Below are 16,026 nucleotides of genomic sequence, written 5' to 3'. Positions count from 1 at the left end.
TAATCAAAACGTGGTATCGCCGACAAACACACTGTGCAACACCCGATTGGCATCCAGCCATTGTACAGGGTCAGACGAAAAAGTTACAAATTTGTAGCAATTATTTTGATTGGTTTTATCTATTGATGCGGCGCAGATGGAAATCTACGCCGCACGAAATCAGGCATTAATGATTTCGTCGAGGTGCAGCTCTTCAGAGATCTGCTTAACCCATTTTTCTACGCGTTCTGCTGTCAGTTCTGGCTGGCGATCTTCATCGATAGCCAGACCGACAAAGTGGTCGTCGTCAGCCAGGCCTTTAGACGCTTCAAAGTGATAACCCGCCGTCGGCCAGTGACCAACGATGGTTGCGCCGCGCGGTTCGATGATGTCGCGAATGGTCCCTAACGCATCGCAGAAATATTCTGCGTAATCTTCCTGGTCGCCGCAGCCGAACAATGCAACCAGTTTGCCATTAAAATCAATGTCTTCGAGGGTAGGGAAGAAGTCGTCCCAGTCACACTGAGCTTCACCGTAGTACCAGGTTGGGATGCCGAGCAGCAGAATGTCATAACCTTCGAGGTCTTCTTTGCTGCTTTTTGCAATGTCATGAACATCGGCAACGTCTTTACCAAGCTGTTTTTGAATCATTTTTGCGATGTTTTCGGTATTACCGGTGTCGCTGCCGAAAAAGATGCCAGTGATTGCCATGAGTAAAATAACCTCTTGAAACTTATTGAAATGGTGGTGGCGCATTGCCCACGGATAAGGGCAATCATAGCAGAACAGTCAGGCATGCGGAAACAGCAAACACGCAGGACTGCACTCTGTGCTACACGATTTATGATTTAGAGCAGAAATTCAGACTATGCCTGACCGCGCAATGTGCTGAGTTGGGTCATCAGCATCTCTTCGATGAGTTCACTGCGACTCATGTTACGCGCCTCAGCCAGCTCGTTCAGAGCGTCAACGGCATCAGCGTTCAGTTTCAGTTCGACACGCTTAAGCCCGCGAACTTTGTCACGCTTAAGCTGATTACGTTTATTAATACGTAACTGTTCATCACGCGAGAGCGGATTAGTTTTGGGTCGTCCCGGGCGACGCTCCTGCGCGAACAGATCTAATGTCGTACGGTCCGTTTGTTCTTTGGCCATGATCTTGGTGACTTCGGGGAAACAATCAGCCAGGCGTCTGCCCGGATGGATAGCGCGCCATAATACATCAGCAGGGGGGACACGCCAACGCCCACGCGCGTAATCGCGCGCAGACGCTGAGTTTTTAATCAGTTAGCCTGTTCGTTCAGATAACGACGGATGGCGCGCAGCACCGCCTCCGGTTTTTCCGCATGCACCCAATGACCGGCTCCAGCAATAACATGCGCCCGAGCCTGTGGGAATTGCGCCAGCAGTTGTTCGCGATACGCTTCGGTAACATACGGTGAGTTGCCGCCAGGGATAAACAGCGCCGGGTGCTCCCACGCAGGAATGGTTTCCCAACCGACGATATGAGGATATTGATCCCACAGCACGGGAACGTTAAAACGCCATTCGCCGTCGACGAAAGATTTCAGCAGAAACTGGATTACGCCTTCCTCATGCAGATGTTGACGCATGACGCTGGCCGCCTGCTGACGCGAAGTGGCCTGGGCATCGGTTACGGCATTAATAGCGGTAAAGATCGCATCGTGACGGCGAACATGATAGTCGACCGGCGCAATATCAATGGCCACCAGTCGATCGATACGATCAGGAGCCAGCGCGGTTAACGCCATGACGGCTTTCCCCCCCATCGAGTGACCAATAAAGGTCGCCTTTTCTATTTGCTGAGCCTCCAGCGTATCCAGCAAATCTTGCGCCATGGCCGGATAATTCATCTCAGGGGAACGAGGGGAGAGGCCATGATTTCGCATATCGACCTGGATGATATCGTGATCGACCACCAGATCGCGTGCCAGGATCCCCAGGTTATCCAGACTGCCAAACAGGCCGTGAACCAGGACGATGGGAGAATTATTGTGCAGGTTTTGCGCAGATTGCGCTCGGATATTCAATTTCATGGCAAAGTTCTTTTTTTCACACTCACGGGTTAGGGTATCATGTTGACCATTCTGCCACATGGCTGCAACAACTACGGTTACTCTGAGTTTTGCTGGCCACCAGGCTTGACGCTATCCGCTGTTGGGATTTGCCTTTACACTACGTGTGTTTACCCCGACAACTTGTATTCAGCTAAACACTGCACTGGATTAAGATGAAAACGATTGAAGTTGATGATGAACTCTATAGCTATATTGCCAGCCACACCAAGCATATTGGCGAGAGCGCATCCGACATTTTACGGCGTATGTTGAAATTTTCCGCCGCATCACAGCCTGTCACTCCGGTAGTCAAAGAAGTCCGCGCTGTGCAACCTGTCGTGGAAGCTAAGCCGGTTAACCCCGTAAAAGATAAAGTGCGCGCGATGCGTGAACTGCTGCTGTCCGACGAATACGCGGAACAGAAGAAAGCAGTAAATCGCTTTATGCTGGTGCTGTCTACACTCTATTCACTGGATCAAAACGCGTTCGCCGAAGCAACGGAATCGTTGCATGGCCGTACGCGCGTTTATTTTGCAGCGGATGAACAGACGCTGCTGAAAAATGGTAATCAAACCAAACCGAAACACGTGCCAGGCACGCCGTACTGGGTGATCACCAACACCAATACCGGCCGTAAATGCAGCATGGTTGAACACATCATGCAGTCAATGCAATTCCCTGCGGAATTGATTGAAAAGGTTTGCGGAACAATTTAATCCTTGCATTAGAAGGACCAGGCAATGGCAATCCACAACCGTGCAGGTCAACCTGCGCAACAGAGTGATTTGATTAACGTCGCCCAACTGACGGCACAGTACTATGTACTGAAACCAACAGCAGGGAACGCTGAGCACGCCGTTAAGTTCGGTACGTCCGGACATCGCGGCAGTGCAGGTCGTCATAGTTTTAACGAGCCGCATATTCTGGCTATCGCTCAGGCGATTGCTGAAGAACGTGCGAAAAACGGGATTACTGGCCCGTGCTATGTGGGCAAGGATACCCACGCGCTGTCTGAACCGGCTTTTATCTCTGTACTGGAAGTGCTGGCGGCGAACGGCGTTGACGTCATCGTGCAGGAAAATAACGGCTTTACGCCAACCCCTGCTGTGTCGAATGCTATCCTGGTCCACAATAAAAAAGGCGGCCCGCTGGCTGACGGCATTGTGATCACGCCGTCCCACAACCCGCCGGAAGATGGCGGCATTAAATACAACCCGCCAAACGGTGGTCCGGCAGATACCAACGTCACCAAAGTGGTGGAAGACAGAGCCAACGCGCTGCTGGCTGACGGTCTGCAAGGCGTGAAGCGCATGTCGCTGGACGCTGCGCTGGCATCTGGTCATGTAACAGAGCAGGATCTGGTTCAGCCGTTTGTTGAAGGACTGGCTGACATCGTCGACATGGCGGCGATCCAAAAAGCGGGTCTGACGCTGGGTGTCGATCCGCTGGGCGGTTCCGGTATCGAATACTGGAAGCGTATTGCTAAGCACTACAACCTGAACCTGACTATCGTTAACGATCACGTTGATCAGACTTTCCGCTTTATGCATCTCGACAAAGATGGCGCAATCCGCATGGACTGCTCCTCCGAGTGCGCGATGGCGGGCCTGCTGGCGCTGCGCGACAAGTTCGATCTGGCCTTTGCCAACGACCCAGACTACGACCGTCACGGTATCGTCACCCCGGCAGGGCTGATGAATCCGAACCACTATCTGGCGGTGGCGATCAACTACCTGTTCCAGCATCGTCCGCAGTGGGGCAAAGACGTTGCCGTTGGTAAGACGCTGGTGTCCTCGGCGATGATTGATCGCGTGGTGAATGATTTAGGGCGTAAACTGGTCGAAGTGCCGGTTGGCTTTAAATGGTTTGTTGACGGTCTGTTCGACGGCAGCTTTGGCTTTGGTGGTGAAGAGAGCGCGGGGGCATCTTTCCTGCGTTTCGACGGTACACCGTGGTCGACCGACAAAGACGGCATCATCATGTGCCTGTTGGCGGCAGAAATTACCGCAGTGACCGGTAAAAATCCGCAGGAGCACTACAACGAACTGGCTGCCCGCTTTGGTGCGCCGAGCTACAACCGCCTGCAGGCAAGTGCGACCTCCGCGCAGAAAGCGGCGCTGTCTAAGCTGTCTCCGGAAATGGTGAGTGCCAGCACGCTGGCGGGCGACCCGATCACCGCACGTCTGACGGCGGCACCGGGCAACGGTGCTTCTATCGGCGGTCTGAAAGTGATGACTGACAACGGCTGGTTTGCCGCTCGTCCGTCCGGCACCGAAGACGCTTATAAAATCTATTGCGAGAGCTTCCTCGGTGAAGAACACCGCAAGCAGATCGAAAAAGAAGCGGTTGAGATCGTCAGCGAAGTGCTGAAAAACGCGTAAACAGTAGACCGGATAAGACGCTAGCGACGCTATCCGGCATGAATTAAAAAGCCGGATAGCTTTGCGCTGATCCGGCTTTTTTTATTCGGCTTAGATTCACGGCATAAACCGATAACCAATCCCGGTTTCGGTCAGAAAATGACGCGGACGCGCCGGGTCCTGTTCCAGCTTCTGGCGCAGGTGTCCCATGTAAATTCGCAGATAGTGACTGTGTTCGACGGCGTTTGGTCCCCAAACCTGATTTAGCAACTGGCGTTGCGTTAGTACCTTTCCGGCATTATTCAGCAGTACCGCTAACAGGCGAAACTCAATCGGCGTCAAATGAATCTCTTCATCGCCACGATGTACGAGCCGGGCGGCGATATCTACTTTTACGTTGGAAAAATGCACCACCGGCTCCGGAGACGCGCCGCTGGCGTGGCGGCGCAATGCCACGCGTAATCGCGCCTGTAGCTCGCCAATACCAAAGGGTTTACTGAGATAGTCATCGGCACCGGCATCCAGGGCAGCGATTTTATCGCTTTCTTCGCTGCGGGCTGAGAGCACAATTACCGGTATCGCGCTCCATTGTCGCAGGTCACGAATAAAATCAATGCCGTCACCGTCCGGCAGACCGAGATCGAGAATGATGAGATCGGGTTTTCGCGTGGCGGCTTCCAGCAGACCACGTTGCAGCGTTTCCGCTTCATATACACGCAGACCATCGGCTTCCAGCGCGGTGCGCAGAAAGCGACGGATAGCCTGTTCATCTTCAACAATCAGTACGTTCGTCACATATCCTCATGAAAATCTTCAAGTTCAGGGGGGATTTCCTGGGGCAGTGTAACACGGAAACATGCTCCTCCCTGTGCGCGATTGTGGACGGAAATCGTACCGCCGTGCACGTCCACAATGGCCTGACAGATTGCCAGCCCCAGCCCAACGCCCGGTACCGATGACTCTTTGTTTCCCCGGGAAAACTTGTCAAAAACTCGCTGCTCCATACCCGATGGAATGCCGGGACCATTATCCCAGACGTCCAGTTGCAGGTGCTCGCCATCGACGCTGGCATCAATACCGATTTGCGCCGCTGGACCTGCGTATTTAACGGCGTTTTCCAGCAGATTAATCAGCACCCGTTCAAAGAGTGGGCCATCGACGTGGATCAGCGTCAACGGTGCTGGTAGCGACAAATTAATAGGAGCAGAGAGTCCTGGCTCCAGCATCTGCAGGGCGCTGCCGACCACCTCTTCCAGTGTTAACCACTCCTTCTTAAGATTAAAGCCGCCAGACTGAATTCGCGCCATATCCAGCAGGTTATTAACCAGTCGGGTCGTATTCAGGACGTGCTGGCGAATCTCACTGGCCTGGCGCGCGTGCGGCGATCCTTCGCTTGCCAGATCCAACGTTAAGATCTCTGCCTGACCAAACAGCACCGTTAGCGGCGTACGTAAATCGTGGGAAAGGGCGGCGAGCAGCGCGTTGCGAATGCTTTCGCGCTCGCTGGCAAACCGGGCTTGCTCTTCGCTGGCAGTCAGCGTCAGACGCTCCAGCGCACTGGCGACCAGTAAAGTAAAAGTTTCCAGCAGGCGTTGCTGTTCGGGGATCATCAACTGGCGTAAATTTCCTGGTTCCACAACCAGCAGCCCATGCGTTTTGTCAGCACTTTTTAACGGTAAAATTTGATACGGCACACCTGGCAACGTGTCAGTACCTGCGCCAGCCGGTTGCCCTTTATCAAAGCTCCATTGGGCAATGGCATCATCCCACGGCGTCATGCCCTGTTGATGGGTGAGAGGGGCCAGCTTACCGTTCTCACCGGGTAGTAAAACCTGGCTGCGGGCCTGGAACGTTGAGGCAATAAACTGTTCGCTGGTGGCTGCGATATCTTGCTGACTCCGTCCGACGGCCAGCGCTTTCGACATCTCATACAAATGGCGCGTACGTTGTTCACGATAACGGGCCACCCGCGCCTGATAACGCACTCCGGCGGTCAGATTACCGATTACCAGCCCTACCGTTAGCATCACGGCGAAGGTGAGCAGGTACTGGACGTCGGAAACGGCCAGCGTGCCACGCGGAGCAATAAAGAAGAGATCGAAGCTGGCGACGTTAATAAAAGTTGCCAGCACCGACGGCCAGCGTCCGTAAAAGAGGGCGATAACCACCACGCCCAATAAATAGATCATCACCAGGTTGGCGGCGTCAAAGGCCATCAACCACTGCATGGCAATCAACGTAATGATGGCGCACAGCGCGACGGCAACCACACAACCCTGAATTTGTACCCGCCATTTATCCTTAAAGGTGCGGTTATCTGCAGTTTGTAGCACAGGGCGCGAAGGTGGCTCATCGAGCGCAACAATCATCAGGTCGAGATCCGGTGCGCGATGGGCCAGTTTGTCAGCAAAGGAATCACTGCGCCACCAGCGTCGTGTAGTCGGACGTCCGAGGACAATTTTTCCCAGATTATGCTCACGAGCGTAGCGGATTACCGCCTTGTCTTCAGCGGGATCGGAAAGGGTGGCGGTTTCTGCACCCAGCTCCTGGGCTAACCGCAGAGCGCTTAGGATTGCCCGGCGCTGTTTTTCGGGCAGTTGGTGCAGCGCTGGCGTTTCGACATACACTGCATGCCAGACGCTGCCGAGGCGCGCTGCCAGACGCGCGGCAGCACGCACCAGCTTTTCGCTGCCGGTATTGTGTCCAATGCACAGTAAAATGGCGTCACGGGTATGCCAGACTTTTTCTTCCCCCGGACGCCCTCGCCAGGCACGCATCTGATCGTCAACCCGATCGGCCGTGCGGCGCAGGGCCAGCTCACGTAGCGCGATCAAGTTCCCTTTGCGAAAGAAATGCTCGATGGCTCTTTCCGCCTGACCGGCGATATAGACCTTGCCTTCGTTCAGGCGTTGGCGCAAATCGTCGGGGGGAAGATCGACAAGCACCACATCGTCGGCGGCATCGAAAAAAGGATCGGGGACGGTTTCGCGAACCTGAATGCCGGTGACGCCGCTGACCACATCATTGAGGCTTTCCAGATGCTGCACGTTGACGGTAGTAAAAACGTCAATGCCGGCTTCGAGCAGTTCTTCAATATCTTGCCAACGCTTAGGGTGGCGTGAGCCAGGCGCATTACTGTGCGCCAGTTCATCCATCAAAATGAGCGCCGGACGGCGGGCCAGCGCCGCGTCGAGATCGAACTCGCTGATATGACGACCATGGCGCGCCTGTCTCTTTAGCGGTAGGATGCTGAGACCGTCCAGTAGCGCGGCGGTCTCTTTGCGTCCGTGGGTTTCCACCACGCCAATCAGCACATCTAACCCCTGCGCCCGCAGCCGCTGGGCCTCTGCCAGCATGGCCCAGGTTTTACCGACGCCTGCACACGCGCCGAAGAAAATTTTCAGTTTTCCGCGGTGCGGGGCAGCGGTCTGCTCCAGCAGGCGATCGGGGTCGGGGCGTAAGGGTTCGTTATGCATGTCCTTTTTCTCAGTGCTTATCCAGCGCTAAATTAAGTTCCACCAGGTTCACCACCGGCTGGCCGATAAAACTGACCAACGGCTTTTGCGTGTATTGTGCAACCAGGCGCGTGACCTCTTCAATGCTGAGGTTGCGAGCCTGCGCCACGCGGGGGATTTGCCAGGCCACCGCGGCGGGTGTCAGGTTGTTGTCCAGCCCGCTGGCAGAAGCCGTTACCAGCTCTACCGGAACGACAGCATTTGCCTGCGGGTTAGCTGCACGCAGCGCGGCTATCCGGCTTTGCAACTGTTTATCCAGTTCCGGGTTGCTGGCTGCCAGGTTACTGCCGCCTGAAGCCATTGGATTATAGGGCATTTCTGCTGTAGCAGACGGACGTCCCTGAAAATAACCGGCCGCGGTAAAATGTTGCCCAATGAGCGCAGAGCCGCGAACGACCTGACCTTCGCGTAGAAGCGAGCCGTTAGCCTGGTGGGGAAACCACCACAGCCCCAACGCGGTGGTCAACAACGGGTAAGCCCCGCCGGTGATAAGCATCAGGAAAATCAATGTTGATAATGCAGGACGTAATCCACTCATCTGAAACCTCACACCAGACCCAGCAGGGTCAGCAGTAAATCAATTGCTTTGATACCGATAAACGGCACAACCAGACCACCCAGACCATAGATCCACAAATTACGGCGCAGCATTGCGGATGCGGATAACGGTTTGTAGCTCACGCCTTTAAGCGCCAGCGGGATCAGAAAGACGATAACCAGCGCATTAAAGATAACCGCGCTGAGGATCGCCGAATCCGGCGAATGCAGCCCCATCACGTTAAGTGCATTGAGCTGCGGGTAGGTGGCGGCGAACGCGGCCGGGATAATGGCGAAATACTTCGCCACGTCGTTGGCAATACTGAAGGTGGTCAGCGAACCACGCGTCATCAGCATCTGTTTACCAATGTGCACCACTTCAATCAGCTTGGTGGGGTTAGAGTCGAGATCCACCATGTTGCCTGCTTCCTTCGCCGCCTGGGTCCCGGAGTTCATGGCGACCGCCACGTCGGCTTGCGCCAGCGCCGGGGCGTCATTGGTTCCGTCGCCGGTCATCGCTACCAGACGACCTTCCGCCTGATACTGACGAATCAGCGCCAGCTTGGCTTCCGGCGTGGCTTCAGCTAAGAAGTCATCTACCCCGGCTTCTGCCGCAATCGCGGCGGCGGTTAAACGGTTATCGCCGGTGATCATCACCGTTTTGATGCCCATTTTGCGTAGTTGGGCAAAACGTTCTTTGATTCCGCCTTTTACGATATCTTTCAGGGCAATCACGCCCAGTACGTGGGAGCCTTCGGCAACCACCAGCGGTGTAGCGCCTAGGCGTGCGACGTTTTCGACCTTCTGCTCCACGTCGGCAGGGAAGTGGCCGCCGTTGGCTTCGACGTGACGACGAATAGCATCGACCGACCCTTTGCGGATCATGCGGTTGTCGATGTTGATCCCGCTCATCCGACTTTGGGCGGTAAACGGTACAAAGGTGGCGTGTAGCGATTGCACGTCGCGAATACGCAGATTAAAGCGCTGTTTTGCCAGAATCACGATACTGCGGCCTTCAGGGGTTTCATCGGCCAGAGATGAAAGCTGCGCGGCGTCGGCCAGCGTTTTTTCGTCCACGCCCTGGGCGGGCAGGAAATCTGAAGCCTGGCGGTTACCCAGCGTAATGGTGCCGGTTTTGTCCAGCAGCAGTACGTCCACGTCGCCCGCGGCCTCTACTGCACGTCCGCTGGTGGCGATGACGTTCGCGCCCAGCATGCGGCTCATCCCGGCGACGCCAATTGCGGAGAGTAGCCCGCCGATGGTGGTGGGGATCAGACACACCAGCAGGGCAACCAGTACCGTGACGCTGACCGCGCTACCACCCCAGGCGGAAAACGGCCACAGCGTGGCGGTCGCCAGCAGAAAAACGATGGTCAGGGCTATTAAAAGGATCGTCAGGGCGATTTCATTCGGCGTTTTACGCCGCTGCGCGCCTTCAACCATGGCGATCATTCGGTCGAGGAACGTTTCACCAGGGTTTACGCTACATTCAATCACCAGCCAGTCGGAGAGGATGCGGGTCCCGCCGGTGACGGAGGCGAAATCACCACCGGATTCACGAATGACCGGCGCGGATTCACCGGTAATGGCGCTTTCATCCACCGATGCGCCACCTTCGATGACTTCGCCGTCACACGGGATAATATCGCCCGCTTCTACTAACACGATATCTCCTTTGCGCAAATCCTCCGCCGGAACGTGATCCATGGCGGCACCGTATTTCGGTTCGCGGAGTTTGCGAGCAAAAGCGGTTTTCTTCACTCCTTTCAGACTGTTAGCCTGAGCCTTACTGCGTCCTTCCGCCAGCGCTTCGGCAAAGTTGGCGAACAGAACGGTGACCCACAGCCACAGACTTATCGCGCCGGTAAACCACGGATTGCCTTGCATATGGCCTGTGGCCATTGCCAACGTTAACAGGGTTGTCAGCAGACTGCCCAGCCAGACGATAAACATCACCGGATTGCGCCACTGGGTATGTGGGCTTAATTTTTTCACGGCGTCCATCAGCGCCTGTGCGACCAGAGAGGGTTCGAACAGCGCCAGTTGCTTGCGACTCATAGTCATGTGCTCCGCATCACTCAGTGTAATGACAGGTATTCTGCGACCGGGCCAAGCGCCAGGGCAGGAACAAAGGTGAGGGCGCCAACCAGTAACACCGTACCGATTAACAACCCGACAAACAGTGCACCGTGAGTAGGCAGCGTGCCTGGACTTGCTGGCTGGATCTTTTTACTGACCAGCGATCCGGCAATTGCCATCACGGGAATGATCACGCCGAAACGGCCGAAGAACATGCACAGGGCCAGCAGACAGTTCCAGAACGGGCTGTTGGCGCTTAATCCGGCGAAGGCGCTGCCGTTGTTGTTCGCGGCAGACGATACGGCGTACAACACCTCACTAAAGCCATGTGGACCAGGATTGAGCATGGCGCTGCGTCCGGCGTCGCTCATCATCGCTATCGCCGTACCGAGCAGCACCAGCGCAGGGGTGACCAGAATCGCCAGTGCGGTCATTTTCATTTCGCGCACGTCTATTTTCTTACCCAGATATTCCGGCGTGCGACCAATCATCAGGCCCGCGATAAACACCGCCAATAACACGAACAGCAACATGCCGTACAGGCCCGAACCGACACCACCGAAGACCACTTCGCCAATCTGCATTAGCCACATCGGCACCATCCCGCCCAGCGCGGTGAAGGAGTCATGCATCGCATCGACAGCGCCGCAAGATGCCGCTGTCGTCACGACGGAAAAAAGACTCGTAGCCAGCACGCCAAAGCGGCTTTCTTTGCCTTCCATGTTGATATTACTGTCTGCACCGAATGCCATCAGGTGCGGGTTGCCTTGAACTTCGGCCCACATCACCACGGCTACGCAGACTACAAATATCAGCGACATGGCCCACAGCAGGGTCCGCCCCTGGCGACGATCGCCAACCACATCACCAAAGGCAAAACACAGCGCGGTAGGAATTAAGAAAATGGCCAGCATCTGTACCAGATTGGTCAACGCGGTAGGGTTTTCAAACGGATGTGATGAGTTAGCGTTAAAGAACCCGCCCCCGTTAGTGCCAAGCATCTTAATCGCTTCCTGTGAGGCGACGGGCCCCATCGGCAGCAGCTGTTTCACCCCTTCAAGGGTAGTAATGGGCTGATAGGGCAACACGTTTTGCAGCACACCTTGCTGAATGAAGAACAACGCAATGAGCAATGCAATGGGGAGCAGGATCCACAGCGTAATGCGAACCAGATCGACCCAGGCGTTGCCCAGCGTGTTCATACTCTGGCGAGTAAAGGCACGGGCCAGGGCAAAAATCACCGCAATCCCGGTTGCCGCTGACAGGAAGTTCTGCACGGTCAGCCCGACCATCTGGCTGAAGTAGCTTAAGGTGGTTTCGCCAGCATAGGATTGCCAGTTGGTGTTGGTGACAAAACTTACCGCCGTGTTGAGCGCCAAATCCCACGAAAGCCCAGGTAGCTGTTGCGGATTTAGCGGCAGCAGGTTTTGCGCCATCAGCATTGAAAACAGGACCAGCAACCCCAGCACATTGAGCGCGAGGATCGCCAACAGATACTGCCGCCAGTTCATCTCCTGCTGCGAGATGCCCAGACCGCGCCAGAGCAGATGTTCCACGCCAGCCAGGCCCGGCAGGGACGTATTATTGATCAGCCGAGCCAAGCCAAAACCCAGCGGTCTGGCGATGATAAACAGTACCAGCAAGAAACTGGCAATGAGTAAAAATCCTTGGGCCGCCATCAGAACGCCTCCGCATTAATCAGGGCATACACCAGATAACCTAATAATAAAAAGACCAGCACAATGCCGGTTATCACGCCTGCACTCACGGTGCACCTCCAGTGGCATAAATGTGATAACCAGAGCGTAGATTTTTGCTTGCAAAGATTTCGCAAAAATCAGTGGGAGGGGTGTAAAAAAAGTATAAAAATGGCAAAGACCATTATTTAACTAATGATTAGTATTAATTTAACTTTTATGTAACTTAATTACGGTTTTTAGCTAAACGGAGCATCAATAGATAAAAATAAGTGGTCGGATGAGTAGCAAAATTACACACAAGGCGGTATTATTTTCATCAGTTAACCAAGTTTATTTTTCCGGTGCGATTCACCGAACAGATATATGGGAGAGGATTATGGACTTTTATAAAGAATATCCAGCACACATTGTTTTCTTGCGCCGTACCTTTGCCGTTGTGGCGGGCGTGCTGGCGCTGCCGGTCATGTTGTTCTGGAAAGACCGCGCCCGTTTTTACAGCTATCTGCACCGCGTCTGGTCCAAAACTAGTGATAAACCGGTGTGGATGGAGCAGGCTGAAAAAGCCACCTGCGACTTCTATTAAGTTGTCGTTATTGTTCAAGAAAACCGCCAACAGCAATGTGGCGGTTTTTTTATACGCCGACGTCTACACTTATCTGAGTAACGGATAAGGAGTGGCGATGAGCACGAGAATTCCTGTTGGTATCCGCACCTGTCTGACCACAGAAGCGAGTGAGGCACCTCAGTTCGACGAAAATACATTAATTCGTGTTTACGCTTTGCATGAATTGCACCGCCTGCGTCAGCGAAAATTAACGCGAGGCGCATTAATTGACTATCATACCCGCTACAAACTGGTACTACTGGCGCATTCCCAGCCAGAGTATCGGGAGCTTGGCCCCTTCGTTGCCGCAATCCATGAATGGCAAGATCTCGATGCTTTTTTTACCGAGTATCGCCTACGATTGACCCATCTGTTATTAAATCCTGCTACCCGGCGTAACCATACCAATGTATTGATGCACGTACAGGGCTATTTCCGTAATCAGCTCGATCTGCATCAACGTCAGGAATTGACCTCGATAATCGATAACTATCGACGCGAGGCGCAGCCGCTACTTGCACCCTTAATGCTCCTCAAACACTATATGGCTGAGCACCCGAACACCTGGTTGTCCGGGCAACGTTATTTTGAACTCTGGCCTGCGATTTGGCGTTTACAGGGCAATGATTAATTTTTATCAGGGAGTGTTATGACCACGCATCTGGTCTGGTTTCGGCGTGATTTACGCCTGCATGACAATCTCGCGCTGGTGGCGGCTTGTCGGGATCGTTCTGCACATGTACTCGCGCTCTATATCTCCACGCCTGAACAGTGGAAGGCGCATGATATGGCCCCACGTCAGGCGGCATTGGTTAACGCGCAGTTGAACGCGTTGCAAACGGCGCTGGCAGAAAAGGGCATCCCGCTTCTGTTTCATGAAGTCGGTGATTTTGCGACCAGTGTGGAAACCGTCAAAAACGTCTGCGTACAGCATGGCGTCAGTCGAATATTTTATAACTATCAATATGAAATAAACGAACGCCAGCGTGATGCTGCCGTTGAAAAGTCAATACCTCAGGTGGTGTGCGAAGGGTTTGACGACAGCGTGATCCTGCCTCCGGGGGCGGTCATGACCGGTAATCACGAGATGTATAAAGTCTTTACGCCGTTTAAAAATGCCTGGCTGAAGCGGATAAAAGACGGGATCCCAGAATGTGTCAGTGCGCCGAAGGTGAGAGAAAGCGGTGCTCTTGACTCTCCATTAACATCCATCACGCTGAGCTACCCGCAGCAGGATTTTGATTCGCAGCAATTTCCGGCAGAAGAAAAATTGGCCATCGCGCAGTTACGCCATTTTTGCCAGCAGGCCGCCGGAGAATATGAACAACTGCGTGACTTTCCAGCGATTGATGGAACCAGTCGATTATCCGCGAGCCTGGCGACAGGTGGACTATCACCGCGCCAGTGCCTGAATCGACTGCTCGTGGAGCAGCCGCAGGCGCTTGAGGATGGGGCAGGCAGCGTTTGGTTGAATGAGCTTATCTGGCGCGAATTTTATCGTCATCTGATGACTTACCATCCGGCGCTGTGTCGGTATCAAGCTTTTATTCGCTGGACCGATCGCGTGCAATGGCAGAATAATCCGACGCATTTGCAGGCCTGGAAAACAGGGAATACGGGCTACCCCATTGTGGATGCGGCCATGCGTCAGCTCAACGCCACGGGCTGGATGCATAATCGTTTACGAATGATTACCGCCAGTTTTTTAGTGAAAGACCTGCTGATCGACTGGCGTAAAGGCGAACAATATTTCATGTCGCAACTGATCGATGGCGACCTGGCGGCCAATAACGGCGGCTGGCAGTGGGCAGCCTCAACCGGAACCGACGCCGCACCGTATTTCCGTATCTTTAACCCCACGACGCAGGGCGAAAAATTTGATCGTGACGGTGAGTTTATCCGCCAGTGGGTGCCGGAACTGCGCGACGTGCCGGGTAAAGCCATTCATGAACCGTGGTCGTGGGCTGAAAAAGCGCAGGTAACACTGAGTTATCCTCGCCCGATTGTGGATCATCAACAGGCAAGGCTGGCGACACTGGCGGCATATGAGGTGGCGCGTAAGGGATAAACGCGCAGCGGATTTCTGCGTAATACCTTCCAGCAGAATGAATATGTTGCAGTGGGGGGCATTTAGCGTTGAAGCGTGTACGCAAGGCTGCTAATGCCTTGATGAAGAGGTTTTCCGCCAGCAGTAAAGTGCAGTCATCTTCATTCAGGTGACGGAATTTGATGACAACACCAACGACATCTACACCGCACGATGCGGTATTTAAAACGTTTTTACATCATCCAGAAACAGCTCGGGACTTCCTCGAAATTCATCTACCCGCAGATCTGCAAACGCTTTGCGATTTAAATACGCTGAAGCTGGAGTCAGAAAGCTTTATTGAAGCGGATTTACGTACCCGCTACTCCGACGTGCTCTGGTCTGTGCATACGCACGATGGTGAAGGTTATGTATACGTGGTTATAGAACACCAGAGTTCAGCCGATCCGCATATGGCTTTTCGTCTGCTGCGTTACGCAATAGCGGCGATGCAGCGTCATTTGGATGCCGGGCACAAAGAACTGCCGATTGTGATACCCATGCTGTTTTATCATGGCTGTCGAAGTCCGTATCCGTACTCACTGTGCTGGCTTGATGCGTTTACCGATCCTGTAACGGCACGGCAACTTTATGCCAGCGCATTTCCATTGGTGGATATCACAGTGGTGCCCGATGACGAAATCATGGCTCACAGGCGAATGGCACTGCTGGAACTAATGCAAAAACATATCCGTCAGCGGGATTTGATGGGGCTGGTAGATCAACTGGCCACGCTGTTACTTACAGGGTGCGCTAATGACACGCAACTACAGGCGATGTTTAATTACATCCTGCAATCCGGCGATGAATCTCGCTTTAATGAATTTATACAAGAGATGGTGCAACGGATCCCCCAACATAAGGAGAAGCTGATGACGATTGCCGAGCGGTTACGCTTAGATGGATTACAGGAAGGGTTGCAGCGAGGCAAACGAGAAGCCGCATTACGTATAGCGCAAACTATGTTGGAGCAGGGAATAGATCGCAACATGGTGCTTCTGGTTACAGGTCTTTCTGAAGAGGAGTTGACTGCCAGCCATGCGTAATTCCTGAAAAAAAGCCCGAATCAGATTACATCATCGGGCCCCT

Annotated in this window: 15 protein-coding genes; 6 read left to right on the top strand and 9 right to left on the bottom strand. The window is 53.9% G+C overall.

Annotated elements, in window-relative coordinates; genetic code table 11:
• Positions 1–159: 159 nt before the first annotated feature.
• From fldA to ybfF, 3 genes are all read right to left on the bottom strand, one after another.
• Positions 160–690: a flavodoxin FldA gene (gene fldA / locus OGY04_RS11805; protein WP_003022839.1), complete on the bottom strand. Its 531-nt coding sequence runs from the start codon at positions 688–690 to the stop codon at positions 160–162.
• 155 nt (positions 691–845) lie between these two features.
• Positions 846–1,133 (bottom strand): LexA regulated protein, encoded by a 288-nt coding sequence (ybfE, locus tag OGY04_RS11800; RefSeq protein ID WP_003831362.1) that lies wholly within the window; start codon positions 1,131–1,133, stop codon positions 846–848.
• 128 nt (positions 1,134–1,261) lie between these two features.
• Entirely contained in the window at positions 1,262–2,035 is a 774-nt protein-coding gene (ybfF, locus tag OGY04_RS11795) for an esterase (RefSeq protein WP_286585320.1), read from the bottom strand.
• Between the two features lie 194 nt (positions 2,036–2,229).
• On the opposite strand from ybfF, the gene seqA reads away from it, so the two are divergent.
• Together seqA and pgm are read left to right on the top strand one after the other, a co-directional pair.
• Positions 2,230–2,772, top strand: coding sequence for a replication initiation negative regulator SeqA (gene seqA, locus OGY04_RS11790; protein WP_048214679.1), 543 nt, complete (start codon positions 2,230–2,232; stop codon positions 2,770–2,772).
• 24 nt (positions 2,773–2,796) lie between these two features.
• Positions 2,797–4,437, top strand: coding sequence for a phosphoglucomutase (alpha-D-glucose-1,6-bisphosphate-dependent) (pgm, locus tag OGY04_RS11785; protein ID WP_008784117.1), 1,641 nt, complete (start codon positions 2,797–2,799; stop codon positions 4,435–4,437).
• Between the two features lie 96 nt (positions 4,438–4,533).
• Here the strand turns inward: pgm and kdpE are convergent, their stop codons facing one another.
• From kdpE to kdpF, 6 genes are read right to left on the bottom strand one after another with little or no spacing between them, the layout of a single operon-like run.
• Positions 4,534–5,211: a two-component system response regulator KdpE gene (gene kdpE, locus OGY04_RS11780; RefSeq protein WP_048226088.1), complete on the bottom strand. Its 678-nt coding sequence runs from the start codon at positions 5,209–5,211 to the stop codon at positions 4,534–4,536.
• The gene (gene kdpD / locus OGY04_RS11775) at positions 5,208–7,892 is read right to left on the bottom strand and encodes a two-component system sensor histidine kinase KdpD (RefSeq protein WP_191226261.1); all 2,685 of its coding nucleotides are present in this window, start codon (positions 7,890–7,892) and stop codon (positions 5,208–5,210) included. Before kdpD ends, kdpE begins: the two co-directional genes overlap by 4 nt.
• A 10-nt stretch (positions 7,893–7,902) precedes the next feature.
• Complete coding sequence (gene kdpC / locus OGY04_RS11770; RefSeq protein ID WP_252431163.1) at positions 7,903–8,469, bottom strand: potassium-transporting ATPase subunit KdpC; 567 nt, start codon at positions 8,467–8,469, stop codon at positions 7,903–7,905.
• A gap of 8 nt (positions 8,470–8,477) precedes the next feature.
• The gene (gene kdpB / locus OGY04_RS11765) at positions 8,478–10,526 is read right to left on the bottom strand and encodes a potassium-transporting ATPase subunit KdpB (RefSeq protein ID WP_048214675.1); all 2,049 of its coding nucleotides are present in this window, start codon (positions 10,524–10,526) and stop codon (positions 8,478–8,480) included.
• Positions 10,527–10,546: 20 nt separating this feature from the next.
• Positions 10,547–12,226: a potassium-transporting ATPase subunit KdpA gene (gene kdpA / locus OGY04_RS11760; protein ID WP_032942710.1), complete on the bottom strand. Its 1,680-nt coding sequence runs from the start codon at positions 12,224–12,226 to the stop codon at positions 10,547–10,549.
• Entirely contained in the window at positions 12,226–12,315 is a 90-nt protein-coding gene (kdpF, locus tag OGY04_RS11755) for a K(+)-transporting ATPase subunit F (protein ID WP_001670793.1), read from the bottom strand. Before kdpF ends, kdpA begins: the two co-directional genes overlap by 1 nt.
• A gap of 308 nt (positions 12,316–12,623) precedes the next feature.
• Between kdpF and OGY04_RS11750 the strand changes: the two genes are divergently transcribed.
• The 4 genes from OGY04_RS11750 (at position 12,624) to OGY04_RS11735 (ending at position 15,983) form a co-directional block, all read left to right on the top strand.
• Entirely contained in the window at positions 12,624–12,830 is a 207-nt protein-coding gene (locus OGY04_RS11750; RefSeq protein WP_003022870.1) for a YbfA family protein, read from the top strand.
• 97 nt (positions 12,831–12,927) lie between these two features.
• On the top strand, positions 12,928–13,482 hold the full coding sequence (locus tag OGY04_RS11745; RefSeq protein ID WP_122973777.1) for a DUF1722 domain-containing protein: 555 nt from the start codon (positions 12,928–12,930) through the stop codon (positions 13,480–13,482).
• An 18-nt stretch (positions 13,483–13,500) separates the two neighbouring features.
• Entirely contained in the window at positions 13,501–14,919 is a 1,419-nt protein-coding gene (gene phrB, locus OGY04_RS11740; RefSeq protein WP_286585319.1) for a deoxyribodipyrimidine photo-lyase, read from the top strand.
• 161 nt (positions 14,920–15,080) lie between these two features.
• Entirely contained in the window at positions 15,081–15,983 is a 903-nt protein-coding gene (locus OGY04_RS11735) for an Rpn family recombination-promoting nuclease/putative transposase (RefSeq protein ID WP_149608213.1), read from the top strand.
• Positions 15,984–16,026 lie beyond the last annotated feature (43 nt).

The sequence above is a fragment of the Citrobacter sp. Cpo091 genome (assembly GCF_030332645.1).
GTDB classification, from domain to species: domain Bacteria; phylum Pseudomonadota; class Gammaproteobacteria; order Enterobacterales; family Enterobacteriaceae; genus Citrobacter; species Citrobacter portucalensis.
Note: the sequence above shows the minus strand (reverse complement) of the source record. Positions and strands in the feature narration are given on the sequence as shown.